Raw genomic sequence first — 20,463 nt, forward strand, 5'->3', positions numbered from 1 at the left:
CGTTCATCCTGAGCCAGGATCAAACTCTCCAATAAAGTTAGTTTGTCTAGCATCTAAAATAAAAATTGACGTTTCACGTTGTTTGTTTCGTTCAGTTTTCAAAGAACTTGTCTGCCGCTCAGAAGCGACTTTATCAATATAACATTTTGTTATATTTTCGTCAACAACTTTTTTTAATAAGTTGTTTTTCATTTGTTTCTTGTGTTGTCTTCCGTGACAACGAATATAAATATACCAGTTTGATTATTAAAATGCAATAGTTTTTCTAATAAAATTTTTAACTTAGTAAAAAACTATAAAAACAGTACATTTCTTCTATATAAATATAGTTTTGTTAATCCATTATCCATTTAATGAACAATGACCTCATCTTCCTTTCAATAGAAGATTCCCTCACCCCTCGCTAATTATCCCGCCTCCAATAAAGGAATAAAAAAGCTTTGGAGAAATCTCCAAAGCTTAGTCTTGTTTATGACGCATAGCTGGGAATAACAGTACGTCACGAATAGATGGCGCATTTGTTAATAACATAACCAGACGATCAATACCAATTCCTAACCCACCTGTAGGAGGCATACCGTACTCAAGAGCTTCAATATAATCATCATCCATCATATGCGCTTCATCATTACCTTGTTCACGCTCTTTTAATTGAGCTTCAAAACGTTCTTTTTGATCAATTGGATCGTTTAACTCAGTGAATGCATTTGCATGCTCACGAGCAACAATGAATAATTCGAAGCGATCTGTAAATCGTGGATCTTCATCGTTCTTTTTCGCAAGTGGTGAAATCTCTACCGGATGGCCATAGATAAATGTAGGCTGAATTAATTTATCCTCTACCTTTTGCTCGAAGAATTCATTAATAATATGACCAACTTCCATTGTATCTTTAATTTCTACACCATGTTCTTTTGCAAGTTCACGCGCTTCTTCTACACTCATTGTATTCCAGAAATCCGCTCCAGAATATTGTTTAATTGCATCTACCATATGAAGGCGTGTCCATTCTGGCTCTAGATTGATTTCTTGATCACCATATTGGATTGTTGTTGTACCTAGTACTTGTTTCGCAATATGAGCAACCATATTTTCTGTTAGTTTCATAATATCTTTATAATCGGCATACGCCTCATATAGTTCAATCATCGTAAACTCAGGGTTATGACGTGTTGATACACCCTCATTACGGAATACACGGCCGATTTCATAAACTTTTTCTAATCCGCCCACAATAAGACGTTTTAAATGAAGTTCAATTGCGATACGCATATATAATTCCATATCTAATGCATTATGATGTGTAGTGAAAGGACGAGCAGACGCTCCACCTGCAATTGCATGCATCATAGGTGTTTCTACTTCAAGATAACCATTATCGTCTAAGTATCTTCTCATCTCACGAATGATTTTACTACGAGTAACGAATGTTTCACGACTTTCCATACTTGTAATTAAATCTAAATAACGTTGACGGTAACGTTGTTCAATATCTTTTAATCCGTGATATTTATCCGGTAATGGACGAAGAGATTTCGTTAATAACGTAAAGCCCGTTGCCTTTACTGAAAGTTCTCCAACATTCGTTTTGAAAACTTTACCTTCAATCCCTACTAAGTCACCTAAATCTGCTGTCTTAAACAATTCATACTCTTCATCCCCAACAGCATCTTTACGAACATAGATTTGAACTTGTCCATGTAAATCTTGAACGTGTGCAAATCCCGCTTTTCCTTTACCGCGTTTTGTCATAATACGACCAGCGATAGAAACAGAGATTTCTTTCTCTTCTAATTCTTCTTTAGAGAACTCTCCATATAAGCTTAATAAGTCGTTTGTTGAATTCGTACGTTCAAAGCGTTTACCGAACGGATCGATCCCTTGTTCACGTAAGTTATGTAACTTTTCACGACGAACAAGCAATTGGTCGTTTAATTCTTCGTGGTTCATGTTATCCATGATATTGATATCACTCCAGCTCTATTTAATTTTACAATATATACAGTATAGCATTTTCTACTCAACTAGAAAAACTGCCAGCAACTAACTGGCAGCTCTTCTTTCTTTCACGTAATTATAGGAAGTGTACAAAAGAATGTCAATCTTCCATGTTCCCTTATTAGCCAACGTAAATTGTTTGTTGTTTCGCTTCTACCTCTTCTACAAATGCACCTAATAAATTCGCAAGGTCTTCACGTGTGTTACACGTATTGATACCATTACGCACGCTCGCATTACCACGAACACCTTTTAAATACCAAGCTGCATGCTTTCTCATCTCTCTTACAGCGATATTTTCGTTCTTTAAATCGATAAGACGATCTAGGTGCAACATACATACATCAATTTTCTCACGCACTGTTGGTTCCGGCATTAATTCGCCTGTCTCTAAATACTTTACCGTACGATAAATCATCCATGGGTCTCCAAGAGCAGCGCGGCCAATCATAACACCGTCTACACCAATTTCATCAAGCATACGCTTTGCATCTTGTGGTGTTTCGACATCACCATTTCCGATAACCGGGATATTTACAGCTTGCTTTACTTGTTTAATAATATCCCAATCTGCTTTCCCTTCATACATTTGCACTCGTGTACGCCCATGAACCGCTACCGCTTGCCCACCAGCACGCTCAACAGCTTTAGCATTCTCTACTGCAAAAATATGATCTTCATCCCAACCAATACGCATTTTAACTGTAACTGGCTTTTCAACAGCATCTACAACCGCCGCTACCATTTCATATATTTTATTTGGATCTAAAAGCCACTTTGCTCCCGCATCACACTTAATGATTTTCGGTACTGGGCAACCCATATTAATATCAATAATGTCTGCTGTTGTATATTTATCTACGTATTTCGCAGCATCTACAAGAGTTTCTTTCTCTCCACCAAAAATTTGTAAACTTAATGGCTTTTCTCTCTCATCGATATATAACATATCTAATGTTCTTTTGTTATTAAGTAATATTGCCTTATCACTTACCATTTCAGCACAAACTAAACCTGCACCAAATTCTTTTACTGTCAAACGGAATGCAGAGTTACACACTCCCGCCATCGGTGCTAATACAACCGGATTTTTCATCTCAATATTTGCAATCTTTAACACTCGATTTACTCCTTCCATCATAGTCACTTTGGCATTAGTTCATCTATCGAGACCTTTAATGCTTTGGCAACTTCTACTACAAAATCTTGGGAAGGCGATCGATTCCCTCTCTCAACTTCACCTAAAACAGATACAGATACCCCTAATTCTTTAGCAAAACCTTCTTGCGTATAGCCTTTTAGCTTTCGAAAAGCACGAATGCGTCTTCCCCATTTTTCTGCTTCCATACCGTTACTCCCTCTCGCCTTTTCATTTCTTCTACTTGTGAACGTGAAATGTCTTGTTTTATATCTTGATTAATCTCTAACAACGGAACGATAACAAAAGCTCTTTCAAACATCCGCGGATGCGGAACAATAAGATTCTCTGCTTCAATATTTTCTTGATTATATAGTAAAATGTCAAGGTCGATGGTCCTCGGACCCCATCTAATTTCCCTTTTTCTTCCTAGATCATTCTCTACTTTTTGTGTTACTTTCAATAATTCTTGTGGTGATAAATTGGTAGAAATTTTTATAACTAAATTCAAAAAGCAACTTTGGTCAGTATAGCCAACTGGTTCAGTTTCATATACAGATGAAATATCGTCAACTTGGATATAAGGGCTTTTGTTTAAAAACTGAATCGCTTCAGCTAAATAAGTATAACGCTCTCCAATATTTGAACCCAACGCAATGTACGCTATATTATTCATGAACGTTCTCTCGTAATTTCTACCGCTACAGCACGATAATGCCCCGGTATCGGCGGATCCGGTTTAATAACCTTTATCGTACATCGTGAAATACTCTCATATTGTGCCAATATATCTGTAGCGATATTTTCAGCGATACTCTCCACAAGCTTATACGTTCTATCTTCAACAACTTTCCTACATAATTCGAAAAGCTCTCCATAATTGACAGAATGCTCTAAGTCATCACTTTCTCCCGCACGCTTTAAATCCAATTCCACCGTTAAGTCCACTTTAAATCTCTGACCTAGCTTATTTTCTTCCGGGAATACACCATGATAACCGTAAAACTCCATATCATGGACATAAATTTTATCCAATTACTTTCCCCCCTTACCAATCATCGCATCCATCATCTTAGCCATACGCGCCATTTCTTTCACATCGTGAACACGAACAAACTCACAACCTTTTTCAATACCAAGGCAAACGGTAGCACCCGTTCCTTCAAGTCGTTCCTCCACCGGTAAATCTAATACATGTCCAATAAAGGATTTTCTTGAAGTACCTAATAGAACCGGATAACCTAGTACGTTTAACTGCTCTAAATTGCGCATCGCTTCTAAATTCTGTTCAGGTGTTTTTGCAAAACCAATACCTGGGTCTAAAATAATGTTCTCATCTCGCACACCAGCATCTTTAGCAATTTTAATACTCTCATGCAAATCAGCAATCATATCAGCCATTAAGTTACGATAATTCATATTATCGCGATTATGCATTAAGATAATAGGCACATCATAATAGGCTGCAACTTCAGCAATCTTCGGTTCTGCCTTCGCTCCCCAAATATCATTAATAATATGAGCACCAGCTTCAATCGCTTGTTTCGCAACCTCAGCTTTATACGTATCAATAGAAATAGGCAACTTCACTTCTTTTGAAACTGCCTGAATCATCGGAACAACTCGCTTTATTTCTTCTTCTACTGAAACTTTAGCGAAACCCGGGCGAGTAGATTCGCCACCGATATCAATAATATGAGCACCTTCGTTTTTCATTTCTTTCGCATGGCGTACCGCGGCATCTACTTCGTTGTAACTCCCACCATCAGAAAATGAATCTGGCGTTACATTTAAAATTCCCATAATTAATGTCTTTTCATTTAAATTCAATGTATATTCGCCGCAGCGCAAATCATAATCCCACTTCAAACTACACATCTCCTCTTCGCAATTCATTTCTGCTCCACAATTGCTCTCTCTGCATTTCATAAAGATCCATAAATCTTTTTGTAACCATCCCCACTTTACCCGGGAAATCTTCCCCCTCTATATGACAAAGAGGGACAATCTCTTGAATGGAGTTTGTTACGAACACTTCATCCGCTGAAAGCAATTCATCTTTTGTAAAGAAACCTTCCTTTACTTCTATACCCAGCTCTTCAGCAGCCTTTATAATAAACGCACGAGTGATTCCGTTTAAAATCCCTGTTTCTAATGAAGGAGTATACAAAGTATCTCCTTTAACAAAAAAGAGATTCGAAACAATCCCCTCTGCAACATAACCTGTTTCTGTAAGGAAAATGCCTTCCTTATTCACAACATTTCCAATTTCGCGTTTCCCTAAAATATTATTTAAATAATGATGGGACTTCAAGCGAAATGCACCCTCTGGTGTATTTCGCACCTGCTTTAAAATAACCCCTTCTTTTTCCACTACATCCCCCGGGGCCGCTAAAGGCTTTATAAAAACAATAACAGACGCTTCTTCATACACTCCTGTTTGCAATCCTATTTCATCTATACCCGCCGATACATTAAAGCGCACATACGCATGCTTTAATCCATTCTTAACGAGTAGATTCTTCAAAATAAGCATTACGCCATCTTTTGTCATTGTCCATTTAATTTGCAATGTATCCAGCGCATCCATTAAACGTTCATAATGATCATCCAGCAAAAAGGGGTGACCATTATAAATACGAAACGTCTCAAAAACTCCAAGTCCATATAAATAACCATGGTCATAAGGAGAAATTTTCGCTTCACTCGCTTCTACATACGCACCATTTACGTAAATTAACATGATGTCACACTTGGACTATATTTACGGATGAAATTCTGTAACAGCTCTTTCCCATGAGAAGTCATAATAGATTCCGGATGGAACTGCACACCTTCAATCGGCAATGTTTTATGACGCAGCGCCATAATTTCTCCTTCTTCCGTCCAAGATGTTATCTCTAAACAATTAGGCAACGTCTCTTTTTTAACGATAAGAGAGTGATAACGTGTCGCGGCAAATGGATTTGGGATATCAGAAAAAATTGTCTGTCCATCATGATACATTAAAGAAGTTTTGCCGTGCATTAAACGTTCTGCCCTGACAACATCTCCTCCAAATACTTGCGCAATTGATTGATGCCCAAGACAAACTCCAAAAATCGGAATTTTACCTGCGAAGTATTTAATAACATCCATGCTAATCCCTGCCTCATTAGGGCTACATGGACCTGGCGAAATCATTAAAAAATCCGGTTTCATATTCTCAATATCTGAAATAGTCACTTCATCATTACGCTTAATAACAAGCTCTTGTCCAAGTTCCCCAAGAAACTGCACTAAATTAAATGTAAAAGAATCATAATTATCAATCATTAATATCATTTCTCTCACCTAACCGTTTCTTCGCTACTTTCTTTTGCACGCCATAAAGCGATTGCTTTTTTTAACGACTCTTTATATTCGTTTTTAGGATTTGAATCAATTACAATTCCCGCTCCCGCTTGTACATGTGCTTGTCCATCTTTGGCAAGCAATGTTCGTATTACAATATTCAATTCCGTATCTCCAGAATATCCAATCCAACCAATTGAACCTGTATAAATCCCTCGGCGAACAGGTTCTAATTCTTCAATAATTTCCATCGTACGTATTTTCGGGGCACCAGTAATTGTCCCACCAGGAAATACAGCCTTCACCAAATCGAAAGCATCTTTATCTTCTTCCACCTCACCACGCACATTAGAAACAATATGCATAACGTGTGAGTATTTTTCAATTACCATAAATTCATCTACTTCAACAGTGCCATATTTACAAACCCGACCCAAATCATTTCGTTCCAAATCCACAAGCATCACGTGCTCTGCTCTTTCCTTTTCGTTTTCAATTAATTCTTTCGCCAATTCTTCATCCTCTTGCTCGCTTGCCCCTCGAGAACGCGTACCAGCAATTGGCCTCGTACTTACTTCTTTTCCTTGCTTTTTAATTAGTAATTCAGGCGAACCACTAACAATTTGAAAATCTCCAAGCTCCAAGTAACCCATATATGGAGATGGATTAATTTCACGAAGACTTGTATAGATTTCTAGCGGATGTGTGTGTAACGTCCGTTCTTGTCTTGTCGACAAGTTTACTTGGAACACGTCACCTGCCCCAATATATTCTTGAATACGTTCAACAGCCTTCATAAAGCCTTCTTCTGTAAAAGCAACTGCTTCATTTTTCTCTTCAGGACATTTAAATGACATAGTCACTTCAGATGCTTCTTTCATCCAAAGATCCTTCCATTCATTTAATCGCTCTTCTGCCTCTTTATGCTCATCTACATAATGCGTAATAATCCATAATACTTTTTCTTTTTGATCATATACAACCACGTCATCAAACAATAAAAAGAATATATCAGGTATATTAATGTCATCCTCTGCAAGAATAGGTAACTTTTCAATATAACGGATACAATCATAACTAAAGTATCCAATTGCACCACCTTGAAAAGGTGGATACTTCGGATTATAATCCGTTTTCCATTTCTCCATATATTCTTGCATTAAATCTAATGGATTCCCATGTTCTATTGTTTCCTTACCACTTTCACTTATATGTAACGTCTCATTCTTCCCTTGAATTACTGCTACTGGGTCCAGCCCAACAATGTTATAACGACCACCACGTCCACTTTCTAACAAAATATGTTGCGGCTTATCTTGGGAAAGAAATTTATATTGCTTAAAGAAATCTAACTGATATGGAATAGAAAGCGCTAAAGATTTTCTTCGTTGCATATCAACACCCCGTCTTCTTTTATCCCACCCTCTTAAGCTAACCAGCTCAAACTACATAAAGTTATTTATATAGAGAATGATTACACTCGAGGGCTAGTGAAAATAAATTAATTATACTACTTCTTATTTTACATGAAGTTTTCTAGTCATTCACTCTTTTCCTTTTTCCAATCAAAAAAGAAAAAGCATCCTTTTTCAAGGATGCTTTTCAAATCACATTCAATTATGATTCAAATTGATAAAGTGGTGTACTTAAATAACGTTCACCGTTACTTGGGATAATAACAAGTACCTTTTTCCCTTTACCTAATTTCTTCGCAACTTCTGTCGCTGCATAAATGACCGCTCCTGAAGAGATACCAACTAAAATACCTTCTTCTTTAGCTACTCTTCTCGCATATTCAAACGCTTGCTCTGCTTTCACTTGAATAATTTCATCATATACTTCTACATCCAATGTCTCCGGAACAAATCCTGCTCCAATTCCTTGGATCTTATGTGGCCCCGGCTTTCCACCAGATAATACTGGTGAATCCGCAGGTTCTACCGCATAAATTTTAATATCGTTATACGCTTCTTTCAGCACTTCACCGGCACCTGTAATTGTCCCACCTGTACCAATACCTGCGATAAACGCATCTAATTGATCACCCATTTGTTCAACAATTTCTGGACCCGTCGTTAAACGATGGATTTCCGGATTCGCTTGGTTTTGAAATTGTTGCGGTATAAAGTAACCATGTTCTTTCGCTAATTCAGTCGCTTTACGAATCGCTCCGCCCATCCCTTCAGGGCCTGGAGTCAATACTAATTCCGCACCATAAGCACGTAATAAATTACGACGCTCGATACTCATTGTTTCTGGCATTACTAAAATCGCCTTATATCCTTTAGCAGCCGCTACCATCGCTAAACCAATACCCGTGTTACCACTTGTCGGTTCAATGATTGTATCGCCTTCTTTTAATAATCCTTTCTTTTCAGCATCTTCGATCATAGCTAACGCAATACGATCTTTAACACTGCTCCCCGGATTCATAAATTCTAATTTCAAGTATACATCTGCGCTATCTGATTCTACGATGCGGTTCAACTTAACGATCGGCGTTCTCCCGATTAATTCTGAAACTGATTGTGCCACTCGCATTCCTGTCACTCCTAACACCGAGTATTTTTATTGGTTTTATTTATATTTAGATTTTGTCAGAAAATTTCCTTTTTGTCAATCCATTTGGATGAACGATTCTATGCTTTAACTCCCTTATTACAGGCTCTCAATTAAGTTTGTAATATCTTCTTTAGCGAATTTATATCGTTCATTACAGAAGTGACAATGAACTTCCGTCTCTTCTTCTTCTGCACGAATTTGCTCTAACTCTGCTTTACCTAAACTAATTAGTACACTTTCAATACGCTCGCGTGAACATGTACAATTAAATTGAACATCCATTGTTTCTAGCACTTTCACTTTATCTTCTCCAAGCACTTTATATAGTAGCTCTTCTGGAGAAAGCCCTTGTTCAATCAATGTTGATACAGGAGGAATTTTTTGCAAACGCTCTTCAATAAATGAAATTGTTTCTTCCTGTGCACCTGGCATAATTTGAAGAATGAATCCACCCGCCGCCAATATGCTATCGTCTCCATTTACGAGAACACCGACACCTACAGAAGAAGGTGTCTGCTCAGAAACTGCGAAATAATATGTGAAATCTTCCCCTAGTTCTCCTGAAACAATTGGAGATTGACCGATAAACGGTTCACGCATACCGATATCTTTAATTACCGTTACAAATCCTTCTGTACCTACCGCTTGATATACACGTAATTTCCCTTGTTCAGTCCCTTCAAAATCAACATGCGGATTCGTTACATAACCACGTACATCCCCATTTGCATGAGCATCGACTAAGATCGGACCAATTGGACCGTTACCCTCTACTTTAATCGTTAACTTCTGTTCGCCTTTTAACATGGCACCCATCATTGTGCCCGCAGTTAACGAACGGCCAAGTGCCGCTGAAGCTGTTCTCCATGTATCATGACGTTTTTGCGCCTCACTTACTGTGTTTGTTGTACGTACACTATACGCACGTACTTCTCCATCAAACGCTAACGCTTTTACTAAATAATCTTTCATACTTATTTATTCACCCTTCTCATGTTGTAAATTTGCATTACGTTCATATAACATATACAAACCTTTTAACGTTAAAAATGGATCTACAATATCAATTACATTTGATTCTTCTGAAATTAATTTCGCTAACCCACCTGTTGCAATAACTTTCGGTTCTTGTTTAGCTTCTTCTTTCATACGCTTAACAATACCTTCCACTTGTCCAACGTACCCATAAAGAATACCTGATTGCATTGCACTTACTGTATTCTTCCCAATAACACTACTCGGTTTTGTAATTTCAATACGAGGAAGCTTTGCTGCTCTGCTATATAACGCCTCTGCCGAGATCATAATTCCCGGTGTAATAACGCCACCCATATAATGTTTCTCTTCGTTAATATAACAATATGTAGTAGCCGTACCAAAATCAACAATGATAAGAGGACTTCCATACAAATGGATACCTGCTACTGCATTTACAATTCGGTCCGCGCCTACTTCACGTGGATTTTCATATTTAATATTCAAGCCAGTTTTTATCCCAGGCCCCACTACAAGCGGTTTAATTTTAAAATACTTTTCGCACATACGCTCTAAAGCGAACATAATTGGCGGTACGACTGAAGATACGATAATACCTTTCACATCTTCAAAAGAAAGACCTTCATGCTCAAGTAACTGCTTTACAAGCATCCCATACTCATCTTCTGTTTTATGACGATCTGTTTCCATGCGCCAATGCTGGCGAAGTTTCCCCTCTTCAAATACACCTAGCACCGCATTTGTGTTCCCTACATCCAATACAAAAATCATATTCTCACCACTTATCTTATTTAATCTATATTTGTGCAGTATGTATAAAACTTATAAAAACATCATATCACACATACTTATATATTCAGCTTTTCTATCCTCATCATTTTACAAAAAGATCACTCTCTATTTCAATTTTTAATACGAGTTTTATTTAAATTCTTTTGCCACTTAAATTTATTCCACAAACAAAAAAGGAGTGACTATCGTCACTCCTTCATCTCTTACTTATCTTCTGTGTCTTCATCGTCTTTCTTCATATTGATGTTTACTTTCACATCATCTGAAGATGTTGGACGCTCAGGTAATCTGCCATAATCATATAAATGATTAATTTGCTCTGCATCTAATGTTTCTACTTCAAGTAACGTTTTCGCAATAATATCTAGCTTATCACGCTTTTCAGTAAGAATTTGTTTCGCACGAGCATAACAGTCTTTCATAATAGTTTGCATTTCCACATCGATTTCATGTGCAATTGCATCACTGTAGTTTTGCTCTGAATGGAAGTCTCTTCCTAAGAACACCTGACCACCTTGCGAGCTACCGAATTGCATCGGCCCAAGCTTATCACTCATACCGAATTCTGTAACCATACGTCTTGCAATACCAGTCGCACGTTGGAAGTCATTGTGAGCACCTGTACTCACTTCACCAAATACAATCTCCTCAGCTACTCGACCACCAAGCAAACCAGTGATTTTATCAAGTAACTCTGGTTTTGTCATAAAGTAACGATCTTCTTTCGGAAGCATTACCGCATATCCACCAGCTTGACCACGAGGGACAATTGTTACTTTATGAACGATATCTGCTTCATCCAGGACAACACCAATTACAGTATGGCCAGCCTCATGGAATGCAACGATATTACGTTCTTTTTCAGAGATAACACGACTTTTCTTAGCTGGACCTGCAATAACACGATCCGTTGCTTCATCGATGTCACTCATATCAATTTTCTTCTTATCTTGACGCGCAGCTACTAAAGCAGCTTCGTTTAATAAGTTTTCAAGATCGGCACCAGAGAATCCTGGTGTACGAGTTGCAATCGCTCTTAAGTTGACATTCTCATCAAGCGGTTTATTACGAGCGTGTACTTTAAGTACAGCTTCACGACCATTTACATCTGGACGATCTACTGTAATTTGACGGTCAAAACGACCTGGACGTAATAACGCTGGATCAAGAATATCAGGACGGTTTGTCGCAGCGATGATAATAATACCTTCGTTTGCACCGAATCCATCCATTTCAACAAGCAATTGGTTCAACGTTTGTTCACGCTCATCATGACCACCGCCAAGACCCGCGCCACGTTGACGTCCTACTGCATCAATTTCATCAATGAAAATGATACAAGGAGCATTTTTCTTTGCATTTTCAAATAAATCACGTACACGGGATGCACCGACACCGACGAACATCTCTACGAAGTCAGAACCACTAATAGAGAAGAACGGAACGCCTGCTTCACCTGCAACGGCACGTGCTAATAAAGTTTTACCTGTACCTGGAGGTCCCACTAATAGAACACCCTTCGGAATACGGGCACCAACTTCAGCGAACTTACGAGGGTCTTTCAAGAATTCAACTACCTCAACAAGTTCTTGTTTCTCTTCATCCGCTCCAGCAACATCTCTAAAACGAATTTTTTTCTTTTCATCATTGTATAGCTTCGCCTTACTTTTCCCGAAGTTCATAACACGGCTACCGCCGCCCTGAGCCTGGTTTAATAAGAAGAAGAATAAAATGAAGATAATGACAAACGGAATGATAGAAGTGAAGAACGTTACCCAAGCACTTGTTTCTTCTGCTGGTTGATACTTAACTTCAGCCCCTTGCGCCTTATCATTAATTTTCTTTTGTAATTCCTCAGTATTTGGTGCATAAGTAACAAATTGTTCTCCTTGGTTAGAAGTATTGAATTGTCCTTTTACTTCAAACACACCATTTTTCGGTTGAAGCTGCACATTACGCACTTCACCTTTTTCAAGTTTAGTAATGAATTTATCGTAGCTAACTGATGTCGTTTTTTGCGTCGAACCATTAAAATAGCTCACGATTCCAATTACTACTAAGAATATCAGTAAATAAAAGATGGTATTACGGAAGATACGATTCATTCCTAACCTCCTCTCACGGCATAAACACTATAGTAAATCGTAACATAGAAAAACTTTCCTATACAATTGTAACGCCTGTATTTAATTAATTTGAGTAAACACTTGGTTTTAATACTCCTACATAAGGAAGATTACGGTATTGCTCTTTATAATCTAATCCATATCCTACAACAAATTCATGAGGAACAGTAAATCCAACATAATCTGCTTTCAGATCAACCTTACGGCCTGTTGGCTTATCTAATAACGTAACAATTTTTACAGATTTCGCTTTACGATATTTAAATAGGTCCACTAAATAGCTTAGCGTAAGACCGCTATCAATAATATCTTCAACGATTAAAATATCGCGACCTTCTACAGAAGTATCAAGGTCTTTTAAGATTTTTACTTCGCCTGTCGAAACTGTAGAGTGTCCATAGCTAGATACAGCCATAAAATCCATTTCAAGATATGTATCTGTTCTCTTTAATAAATCTGCCATAAATGGCATTGCGCCCTTTAGTACACCAATTGCAAGAGGTACTGTATTTTTGTAATCCTCTGCAATAATCGCACCTAGTTCGTGCACCTTTTCCTGTATTTGTTCTTCAGAAATTAATACTTTTTCGATATCTTGATTCATCATTTCATTATCCTCCCGGAAGACTCCTTGCTTTTGTAGTGAATAATCATATATTTATCCCTCTTTGCTATCTCTTTCGAAGTAGCAAATGCAGATCGTTTCAACAAGGGTACCCAAATAATATTTCCACTTGCGTCACAAACGATCGGCCATTCTTCTCTTTTTTCTTTTGGTACTTTCGCTTCGATAAAAATAGCTTTTATCTTTTTTGTACCATCCATACCTTGTATTGACATGCGATCTCCATTTTCCCTAGAACGGATACGAAGTGGATACGATATATCATTATACTTAGCAACAAATACCGTTTCATTCATGCTACTTGGTATATCTTCGCTCACCTCTGTTACAAGTTTATCCCCATTCGGCAATGTAATTGTCCCAGGCACTGATAAATCTTGCGAAAAAGGAGAAACAATTTCTTGTTTAAATCCAAAGCTACATTCTTCGTATGTGCGAACAATTTTCAAACCACCCGGAAAATCAAGTGAACCTGAAGGTTGTGTCCGCTTAAAAAATCCAATCACCTTGTCAATATGTATAGAAGAAAGCGAAGATGGAATCTTATATTCATAAAGATAGTTTAATATTAGTTGAATCCCTCTCCTTTGTAAAGGCATAGACATGGATTCAAAGGCAGGAATTGATAAGCTAATTTGTTTATCGCTTTTTTTTGTAATTACTTTATTCATCTTCTCAAAAGCTAATTCCTGCAAATATGCCTCATCCTCTTGCATCTGCACGCTAAATTTTTGAAATTTCTCATGCATTTGCGGATTTTCCTCTTTCAAATAAGGAAGGACATATTTACGTAATCGATTCCTTGTATATACTTCCTTTTTATTACTCGGATCTATACGTGGGATTACTTTTAGCTTATTACAGTAATCAACAATTTCTTCCTTAGTTACTCCAAGTAACGGCCTAATTAAATATCCATTATGAAAAGGACGCTTCACTGCAATTCCTGCGTACCCTTTCGGAGTACTTCCTCGTACAAGGCGCATTAAAATCGTCTCTACTTGATCATCTCCATGATGGCCAAGAGCTACATATCTCGCATCATATTTCTTCATTATTCTTTCCAAAAATGCATATCTGCATTCTCTAGCAGCAACTTGTGCATTCATTCCATATTGCTGTTGATATTGCGACACATTAACCCTTATCGTTTCGCAAATAATTCCTAACTCTTTGCAAAGATTACGTACAAACTGTAGGTCCTCATGAGATTCATCACCTCTAAACATATGATCCACATGGGCTACTACAATTTCGAGCTGCTTTTCTGCTCTTTTTTCCAACAAATAATATAGAAGAGCCAAAGAGTCAGGGCCACCAGAAACCCCTACAACAATTGTTGAATGTTCCTTTAATACATCATGCCGCTTTACAAAGTCATCTACTTTTTCAACAAATGTATCTTTCAACTTCGCAATCACCTTTCATTAAACAAGAACAGCAACATTAGTTACCTTGTATATAATGGTACAACTTTTACAAACATTGTGCAAAAAAAAGATGTACAAAATTCACATTTTTATCTTACATCCCCTCTGTATATTCACAAAAGCAATAACATTACCTTTTTTAATCAAAAAGACCTAGGCATTTACCTAGGTCTTTTCAGTAATAATTTAATTTATTGCGCCTGCATTCCTACTATTGGAATCGTGGCCCACTTCGGCATATTTTTCTTTACCTTTGCCACCACAATAGTCATATCATCATTTATATAACCATCGCCAGACCTAATTACTTCTTCCATGATAATATCAGCAATTTCTTGTGGATCTTCTGTTTGTAGTTCTTTAATTTTACGTTTTATCCATAATTCGTGATTCTCCACATGTTGCGCTCCCTCAAAAATACCATCGCTCATCATGATAAGAATATCTCCCGTTTTTAATTGCTCACCAACCACATCAACTTCAACATCTTCAATGATTCCAATCGGCAAATTACTTGCTTCAATTTTCAAAATATTATTTCCGCGTTTAACAAAACTCGGCGTCGATCCAACCTTTAAAAACTTCGCACTCGCATCCCGTAAATCTACCATAGCTAAGTCAAGTGTTGTATACATCTCCTCTGTCGTTCTTAAAGAAAGAATTGAATTGATGGACTTAATCGCTATTTCCTCATCAATACCTGATTGAAGTATCTTTTGTAATAATTTTACCGTTTCCTTACTCTCCATATGAGCCCTTTGCCCATTTCCCATACCATCACTAATCGCAAGTGCATATTTACCAACACTTAAATCCATCATCGCATAGGAATCACCCGAAACAAATCCACCACCTTTTGCAGCTGTGGCCAATCCTGTATCAAGAGAATACGTCTTCGCTGAACCAAATGATATTAAACTATGACCATTTGGATAAGAGGATTTCTCTTCATGCTTAACGACAATATTTTCTTTTAAAATATCTGAAAGCATCGGCGCAACCAGCTTCTCACATTCTCCATGCTCATTAGATGCAGCCGGAATCAACATTTCAATATCAATACTTCCTCTATCTAAACAATAAATATCAACATGCTCCACTTCGACGCCGAAATCGCGAAATGCTTGCAAAATCTGTTCTTCTTGCACTTGGTGGTTTTCTCGTTCTCGTTGTATCTCCTTAGCGAAATCTTCCATTACTTTTGATACACCTAGTAATTGTTCCGCTACAATTCTACGATTTTCTTTCATTTGTTTTCGTAATTTCTGTCCCTCATAGAAGTGATCTAATTCACCCGCTACTAAATCTGTCACTTTCTTCCCTCTCACACAATGCTTGTCCCATTCGCGAACTAACTTCCGATTATGTTGCAACGTTCCTTCTTCCGTTTCGCTCATTATTTGTTTCATATAATCGTACGTTTTATCGAAATTAACTACCCAGCATTGATCTTTTTTAAAGCATGTTTGGCATGTTTTCGCAGTAATTGTACTTAAAAATAAATCCGCTTCTGTTTCTTTATCTTCCTCTTCCACATATCCATATACAGAAAAGCTATTAGACAAAGCAGCAAATACATTAGCAAATTGATTGATTTTGTTCGCCGTAACATCGCGCATCCTTCTTAAATATTGTTGTTGATCTTGTGAATGCTCCTGTGTACCCGGCATAAATTTAGCAATACGATCCATAACAAGTTTCGGTGTTAATAAGAAGAAAACAATTGCCACACCAGATTCAATTAAAGTTGTTACAATACTTGTTTGCTTGTCTACATATAACGTAATTAAACTTGTACCAATTAATAAACCTAAACTAACTCCTATACGTTTCCCTTCTTTTAACAATCCACCAAGCAATCCTGAAAAGGCAAGAAGACTAAGTTGAGACAAGCTAGACACATTCGCTAAACTTAATATTAATCCAGTAACGACTCCCACTGTGGATCCTGTAGCCGCACCGGCAATAAAGGCAAATACTAATACTAAATATCTAGTGAAAATATGTTGAATAGAAGCATCATAAACAAACCAATCTGTTGTACCCGTTAAAACAGATGCTAGTAATATAATTAAACAAACAATTTCTTCTGTTTCTAACGCTTGTTGTTTCCCTTTCCTTTCCACTAAAAGCGGAACACTTTGTAAAAATATCATCGTTAATACGAAGCTAAGCCCCGCTTCGATCGTACTAACGAGCAAATCATACATGGTGACAGTTTGCTGTGCAAAATATACAACAACTAAATGTGCGGTTAATGCGGAGATAAATACTTGGAATGGCACAAGTCCAACAGTTTTACGTGTAAACCGACTAAAGAAGATATTATAAATAAAGAACGTAAAAATAGATGCAAAAGTAAAAAATAAATTATCTATCGAAACTGAAAGTGCCCCACCCATGAGAGCTAAGAACGCGAGCGGCATTTTATCTCGCTTCATAACATAGACAGCAGCAAAAAACGGCAATGCAAACGGTAAAATGTTTGTTAATATATATGCTCGTCCCAAAAGAAAACCAATAACAACAATAATGAATCCCCATCTAAAGAAAACTTGTTCAAACTTCATTCGCAACTTACTCGTCCACTTTATTGTCCCAAGCTGACTTTCATTCATCGCCAATGCACTTGTATTCATAGTATTCCTTCCTGCTTTAGGCATATTTTTAACACCACCTGCATAGTTTAATTACTGTCATTATAAAAGATGATTATTGGGATTTTTGTCAAAACAACAGTTCTCACTTTTATAATCGTTCGACTTTTTATTCGAAATAACTCTACATATATACATGGTATTTAATTTATTTAAAGATAATTAAAAGAATGTTCAGAAAATATAGGGCGATTTTGTAGAAGTATTGTATGTCTGAATTTATTTAACAAAAAAAGACCATGCAAATTTGCATGATCTTTTTAGATGACCCGTACGGGATTCGAACCCGTGTTACCGCCGTGAAAGGGCGGTGTCTTAACCACTTGACCAACGGGCCGTTAAATTAAATATAGCGGCGGAGGGGATCGAACCCCCGACCTCACGGGTATGAACCGTACGCTCTAGCCAGCTGAGCTACACCGCCATGTCGTCTTATTTAACGGACAATTAGTATCTTACATCAGATATACTTTAAAGTCAATACATCTCAAAAACTTTTTTAAAATATATTCTTCCATATAAAAAAGCACCCCGAGTAATCACTCTGGGTACCTCTCTATATGTTCAGAATTAAACGGACTTATTATCCGCGACGTGCGCCACGGCCACCACGTTTAGATTCTGTGTTACGCTTTAAAGAAGTTAAACGATCTTCACTATCTTTTAAAAAGCGTGCCATCTTTTGCTCAAATGTTTCTTTTGGAGCTCGGTCGTTACCGCCACCGCGGTTATCTCTGTTGAAAGAACGATTATTACGTTGTGGACGTCCAGAACGTTGTTGATCACCACCGCGTTGGTATTCACCACGTGGACGATCTCCTTCTGTTTTTTCACGTTCTTTCGCTTTTTTAATAGATAGACCAATTTTTCCATCTTTTTCAACATTAATAACTTTTACTTCTACTTGGTCGCCCACTTTTAAGTGATCGTTGATATCTTTCACATAATTATCAGCAACCTCACTAATATGAACAAGACCCGTTAAGCCTTCTGGCAGCTCCACAAAAGCCCCAAAATTTGTAATACCTGTTACTTTACCCTGTAACTTGCTGCCTACCTCGATTGACATAAAAAAAATGCTCCTCCTTAGTGGTTAAAAAGTCAAATTTTACTTTATTATATATAATCCTAAAATATAGTGTCAATAAGACATACTCTACTTAGAAACAGGAAAAATTATCTCCCCTTTTCCGGAGAAGAAATAATCCCTTCTAGCAATCTTTAAAACGTACTCTTCATCATTCAACTTTTGAACTTCATCTTTTAGATTCTTTTCTTTTTTCGTTAATGAATCCAGTTCTTTTTTCATGTCCTTAACTTTTGCTTCTTTTGCTTTAATGGAACTGTTTTGTTGATAAAACGTCACACTAATACTAGCAATAATTGTAAAAGCAAAGACAAGAAAAACCGCTAAACGGCGATAAAGTCGCTTCCCGTTCTCATCCGTTTGTATTATATGCTCTTTAACAGGATTTGGACTCTGTTTTTCGATTGTTCTTTGTCTCAGTTCCCTCATTTCCGAGGTCCCCCTAACTTCTTTTTTATACGCTCCCATAATTGGAAGATATGTCCCTTCAATTTTGCTACATATTGCAGGAACCCTACATGCTTCATTATAAAAAGTTTAACACGATTAGGGAGAAGTTTCCATATGAGCGAAGCAATAAATCGAACAGGCCAGACAAAAACTTTCCATATGAAAAGTAATATCCAAATCACCATTTTCCATAACACATGTCCAATTGAAAGCAGTATACGAAATAAGAATAATATAAATGCAATAAATAGCTGCGCTATAATAATAACAGGTTTTATCATGAGTAGCTGTATAATTCGAACAAAAAATTGTGTTGTTTGTACAAAAATATAGATGAGAAAATTTAACATCTTCATGTATAATGCTTTCAATAAGCTTTGATATGCTGCAAAACCACATAATAATGCCAAAAATACATATATACGTAGTTCAGCTTCATTCACAAGCAGTAATACATAAAAAACGAATAATGCTTGGACAATCCAAAATAGTATATCGTGTATAAATACAAGCCAACGCTTACGCTCTTGGCGTTTTAAAAACCGTTGATATGTATCTAAAGATGCACCAATCCAAGCACCCATTCCAATCATTGAAAGCATTGTATACAACTGGACTGTTAGGCTCATTTAAACAACTTACTAAAGAAGCCTTTAGTTTTCTCCCCTTGGTTCTCATCAATATACAGCATCTCATGAACTTTCCCTTTAATCGATACAACACCCTTTTCTACATCTAAATTCTTCATTTGCAAATTTTGACCACGAATTGTTAAAAAGCCCATTACAGTCTCGAGTAAAAATTCTTCGCTATCAAAACTCTCCACTTGCTTTACACCAGTAATATCGATTACACGCCTGCCACGCATGATAATATCATGCTCTACAGAAACATTTTGTTGATTAGAAGACATAGGTGAGTAACCATTATTCACGAAAATCCCCCCATAGCTTTATACTAGCTAATAGTAATGTATGAAGGGGTAACCGACTTTAGAACAAGCCTTCTTCCGCTTTTACTTTTTCTTCGCGAACCATACTATACATGTTTGCCGCATCTTCTTTTTTAGTTGTTTCTTTCAATTCGTTTACTTTCACAGTTACTATCTTTTGGCCGAAACGAATTGTTAATTCATCATCCACTTTTACATCTGAACTCGCTTTTGCCACTTGGCCATTGATCGATATTCTTCCTTGATCAGATACTTCTTTTGCTAATGTTCTTCTTTTAATTAAACGTGATACTTTCAAAAACTTATCTAGACGCATA

The 20,463-nt window shown here is 37.1% G+C and carries 21 protein-coding genes and 2 tRNA genes; all 23 read right to left on the minus strand.

Translation table 11 applies throughout. The features are described 5' to 3' along the window. Nucleotides 1-459: 459 nt before the first annotated feature. The 23 genes from lysS to ACTFQM_RS26435 all read right to left on the minus strand — a co-directional run bounded on the left by lysS (nucleotide 460) and on the right by ACTFQM_RS26435 (nucleotide 20,462). The gene (gene lysS / locus ACTFQM_RS26325) at nucleotides 460-1,959 is read right to left on the minus strand and encodes a lysine--tRNA ligase (RefSeq protein WP_002174578.1); all 1,500 of its coding nucleotides are present in this window, start codon (nucleotides 1,957-1,959) and stop codon (nucleotides 460-462) included. A gap of 160 nt (nucleotides 1,960-2,119) precedes the next feature. Continuing rightward, complete coding sequence (gene dusB / locus ACTFQM_RS26330; RefSeq protein ID WP_440036894.1) at nucleotides 2,120-3,118, minus strand: tRNA dihydrouridine synthase DusB; 999 nt, start codon at nucleotides 3,116-3,118, stop codon at nucleotides 2,120-2,122. 23 nt (nucleotides 3,119-3,141) lie between these two features. Further along, nucleotides 3,142-3,345 carry a helix-turn-helix domain-containing protein gene (locus ACTFQM_RS26335; protein WP_000387027.1) on the minus strand — a complete coding sequence of 68 codons (204 nt, stop codon included), beginning with the start codon at nucleotides 3,343-3,345 and terminating at the stop codon, nucleotides 3,142-3,144. Beyond that, complete coding sequence (folK, locus tag ACTFQM_RS26340; RefSeq protein WP_440036896.1) at nucleotides 3,297-3,812, minus strand: 2-amino-4-hydroxy-6-hydroxymethyldihydropteridine diphosphokinase; 516 nt, start codon at nucleotides 3,810-3,812, stop codon at nucleotides 3,297-3,299. The genes ACTFQM_RS26335 and folK overlap by 49 nt, the downstream gene beginning before the upstream one ends. Then, entirely contained in the window at nucleotides 3,809-4,171 is a 363-nt protein-coding gene (folB, locus tag ACTFQM_RS26345; RefSeq protein WP_002174575.1) for a dihydroneopterin aldolase, read from the minus strand. The genes folK and folB overlap by 4 nt, the downstream gene beginning before the upstream one ends. Next, a complete protein-coding gene (folP, locus tag ACTFQM_RS26350) occupies nucleotides 4,172-5,032 on the minus strand; it encodes a dihydropteroate synthase (RefSeq protein WP_048375184.1) in 861 nt (286 codons plus the stop codon). It lies immediately after the preceding gene. Further along, entirely contained in the window at nucleotides 5,007-5,879 is an 873-nt protein-coding gene (gene pabC / locus ACTFQM_RS26355; RefSeq protein ID WP_440036897.1) for an aminodeoxychorismate lyase, read from the minus strand. Before pabC ends, folP begins: the two co-directional genes overlap by 26 nt. Continuing rightward, nucleotides 5,873-6,460 carry an aminodeoxychorismate/anthranilate synthase component II gene (pabA, locus tag ACTFQM_RS26360; RefSeq protein WP_327922024.1) on the minus strand — a complete coding sequence of 196 codons (588 nt, stop codon included), beginning with the start codon at nucleotides 6,458-6,460 and terminating at the stop codon, nucleotides 5,873-5,875. Before pabA ends, pabC begins: the two co-directional genes overlap by 7 nt. Nucleotides 6,461-6,465: 5 nt before the next feature. Further along, on the minus strand, nucleotides 6,466-7,863 hold the full coding sequence (gene trpE, locus ACTFQM_RS26365; RefSeq protein WP_440036900.1) for an anthranilate synthase component I: 1,398 nt from the start codon (nucleotides 7,861-7,863) through the stop codon (nucleotides 6,466-6,468). 223 nt (nucleotides 7,864-8,086) lie between these two features. Beyond that, entirely contained in the window at nucleotides 8,087-9,010 is a 924-nt protein-coding gene (gene cysK, locus ACTFQM_RS26370) for a cysteine synthase A (RefSeq protein ID WP_440036902.1), read from the minus strand. 117 nt (nucleotides 9,011-9,127) lie between these two features. Next, the gene (hslO, locus tag ACTFQM_RS26375) at nucleotides 9,128-10,003 is read right to left on the minus strand and encodes a redox-regulated molecular chaperone HslO (protein WP_098474789.1); all 876 of its coding nucleotides are present in this window, start codon (nucleotides 10,001-10,003) and stop codon (nucleotides 9,128-9,130) included. A gap of 6 nt (nucleotides 10,004-10,009) precedes the next feature. After that, nucleotides 10,010-10,798 (minus strand): type III pantothenate kinase, encoded by a 789-nt coding sequence (locus tag ACTFQM_RS26380; protein WP_002144522.1) that lies wholly within the window; start codon nucleotides 10,796-10,798, stop codon nucleotides 10,010-10,012. 224 nt (nucleotides 10,799-11,022) lie between these two features. Next, nucleotides 11,023-12,924, minus strand: a complete 1,902-nt coding sequence (gene ftsH / locus ACTFQM_RS26385; protein WP_071720060.1) for an ATP-dependent zinc metalloprotease FtsH — start codon at nucleotides 12,922-12,924, stop codon at nucleotides 11,023-11,025. Between the two features lie 85 nt (nucleotides 12,925-13,009). Then, nucleotides 13,010-13,552, minus strand: coding sequence for a hypoxanthine phosphoribosyltransferase (gene hpt / locus ACTFQM_RS26390; protein ID WP_000981837.1), 543 nt, complete (start codon nucleotides 13,550-13,552; stop codon nucleotides 13,010-13,012). Then, complete coding sequence (gene tilS, locus ACTFQM_RS26395; RefSeq protein ID WP_440036906.1) at nucleotides 13,549-14,979, minus strand: tRNA lysidine(34) synthetase TilS; 1,431 nt, start codon at nucleotides 14,977-14,979, stop codon at nucleotides 13,549-13,551. Before tilS ends, hpt begins: the two co-directional genes overlap by 4 nt. Nucleotides 14,980-15,191: 212 nt before the next feature. After that, nucleotides 15,192-17,663, minus strand: coding sequence for a stage II sporulation protein E (gene spoIIE / locus ACTFQM_RS26400; protein WP_025151175.1), 2,472 nt, complete (start codon nucleotides 17,661-17,663; stop codon nucleotides 15,192-15,194). Between the two features lie 259 nt (nucleotides 17,664-17,922). Continuing rightward, nucleotides 17,923-17,994 (minus strand) — tRNA-Glu (locus tag ACTFQM_RS26405). Between the two features lie 13 nt (nucleotides 17,995-18,007). Beyond that, nucleotides 18,008-18,081, minus strand: a tRNA-Met gene (locus tag ACTFQM_RS26410). A 159-nt stretch (nucleotides 18,082-18,240) separates the two neighbouring features. After that, nucleotides 18,241-18,726 (minus strand): S1 domain-containing RNA-binding protein, encoded by a 486-nt coding sequence (locus tag ACTFQM_RS26415; RefSeq protein ID WP_000021451.1) that lies wholly within the window; start codon nucleotides 18,724-18,726, stop codon nucleotides 18,241-18,243. Between the two features lie 87 nt (nucleotides 18,727-18,813). Then, nucleotides 18,814-19,173, minus strand: a complete 360-nt coding sequence (gene divIC / locus ACTFQM_RS26420) for a cell division protein DivIC (RefSeq protein WP_002174564.1) — start codon at nucleotides 19,171-19,173, stop codon at nucleotides 18,814-18,816. Further along, a complete protein-coding gene (yabQ, locus tag ACTFQM_RS26425) occupies nucleotides 19,170-19,823 on the minus strand; it encodes a spore cortex biosynthesis protein YabQ (RefSeq protein WP_048375170.1) in 654 nt (217 codons plus the stop codon). The genes divIC and yabQ overlap by 4 nt, the downstream gene beginning before the upstream one ends. Further along, entirely contained in the window at nucleotides 19,820-20,128 is a 309-nt protein-coding gene (gene yabP / locus ACTFQM_RS26430; protein WP_001059101.1) for a sporulation protein YabP, read from the minus strand. Before yabP ends, yabQ begins: the two co-directional genes overlap by 4 nt. 58 nt (nucleotides 20,129-20,186) lie before the next feature. Continuing rightward, entirely contained in the window at nucleotides 20,187-20,462 is a 276-nt protein-coding gene (locus ACTFQM_RS26435) for an RNA-binding S4 domain-containing protein (RefSeq protein ID WP_002174562.1), read from the minus strand. Nucleotide 20,463 lies beyond the last annotated feature (1 nt).

Source organism: Bacillus cereus group sp. MYBK30-2, from assembly GCF_051915945.1.
Lineage (GTDB): Bacteria > Bacillota > Bacilli > Bacillales > Bacillaceae_G > Bacillus_A > Bacillus_A paramycoides.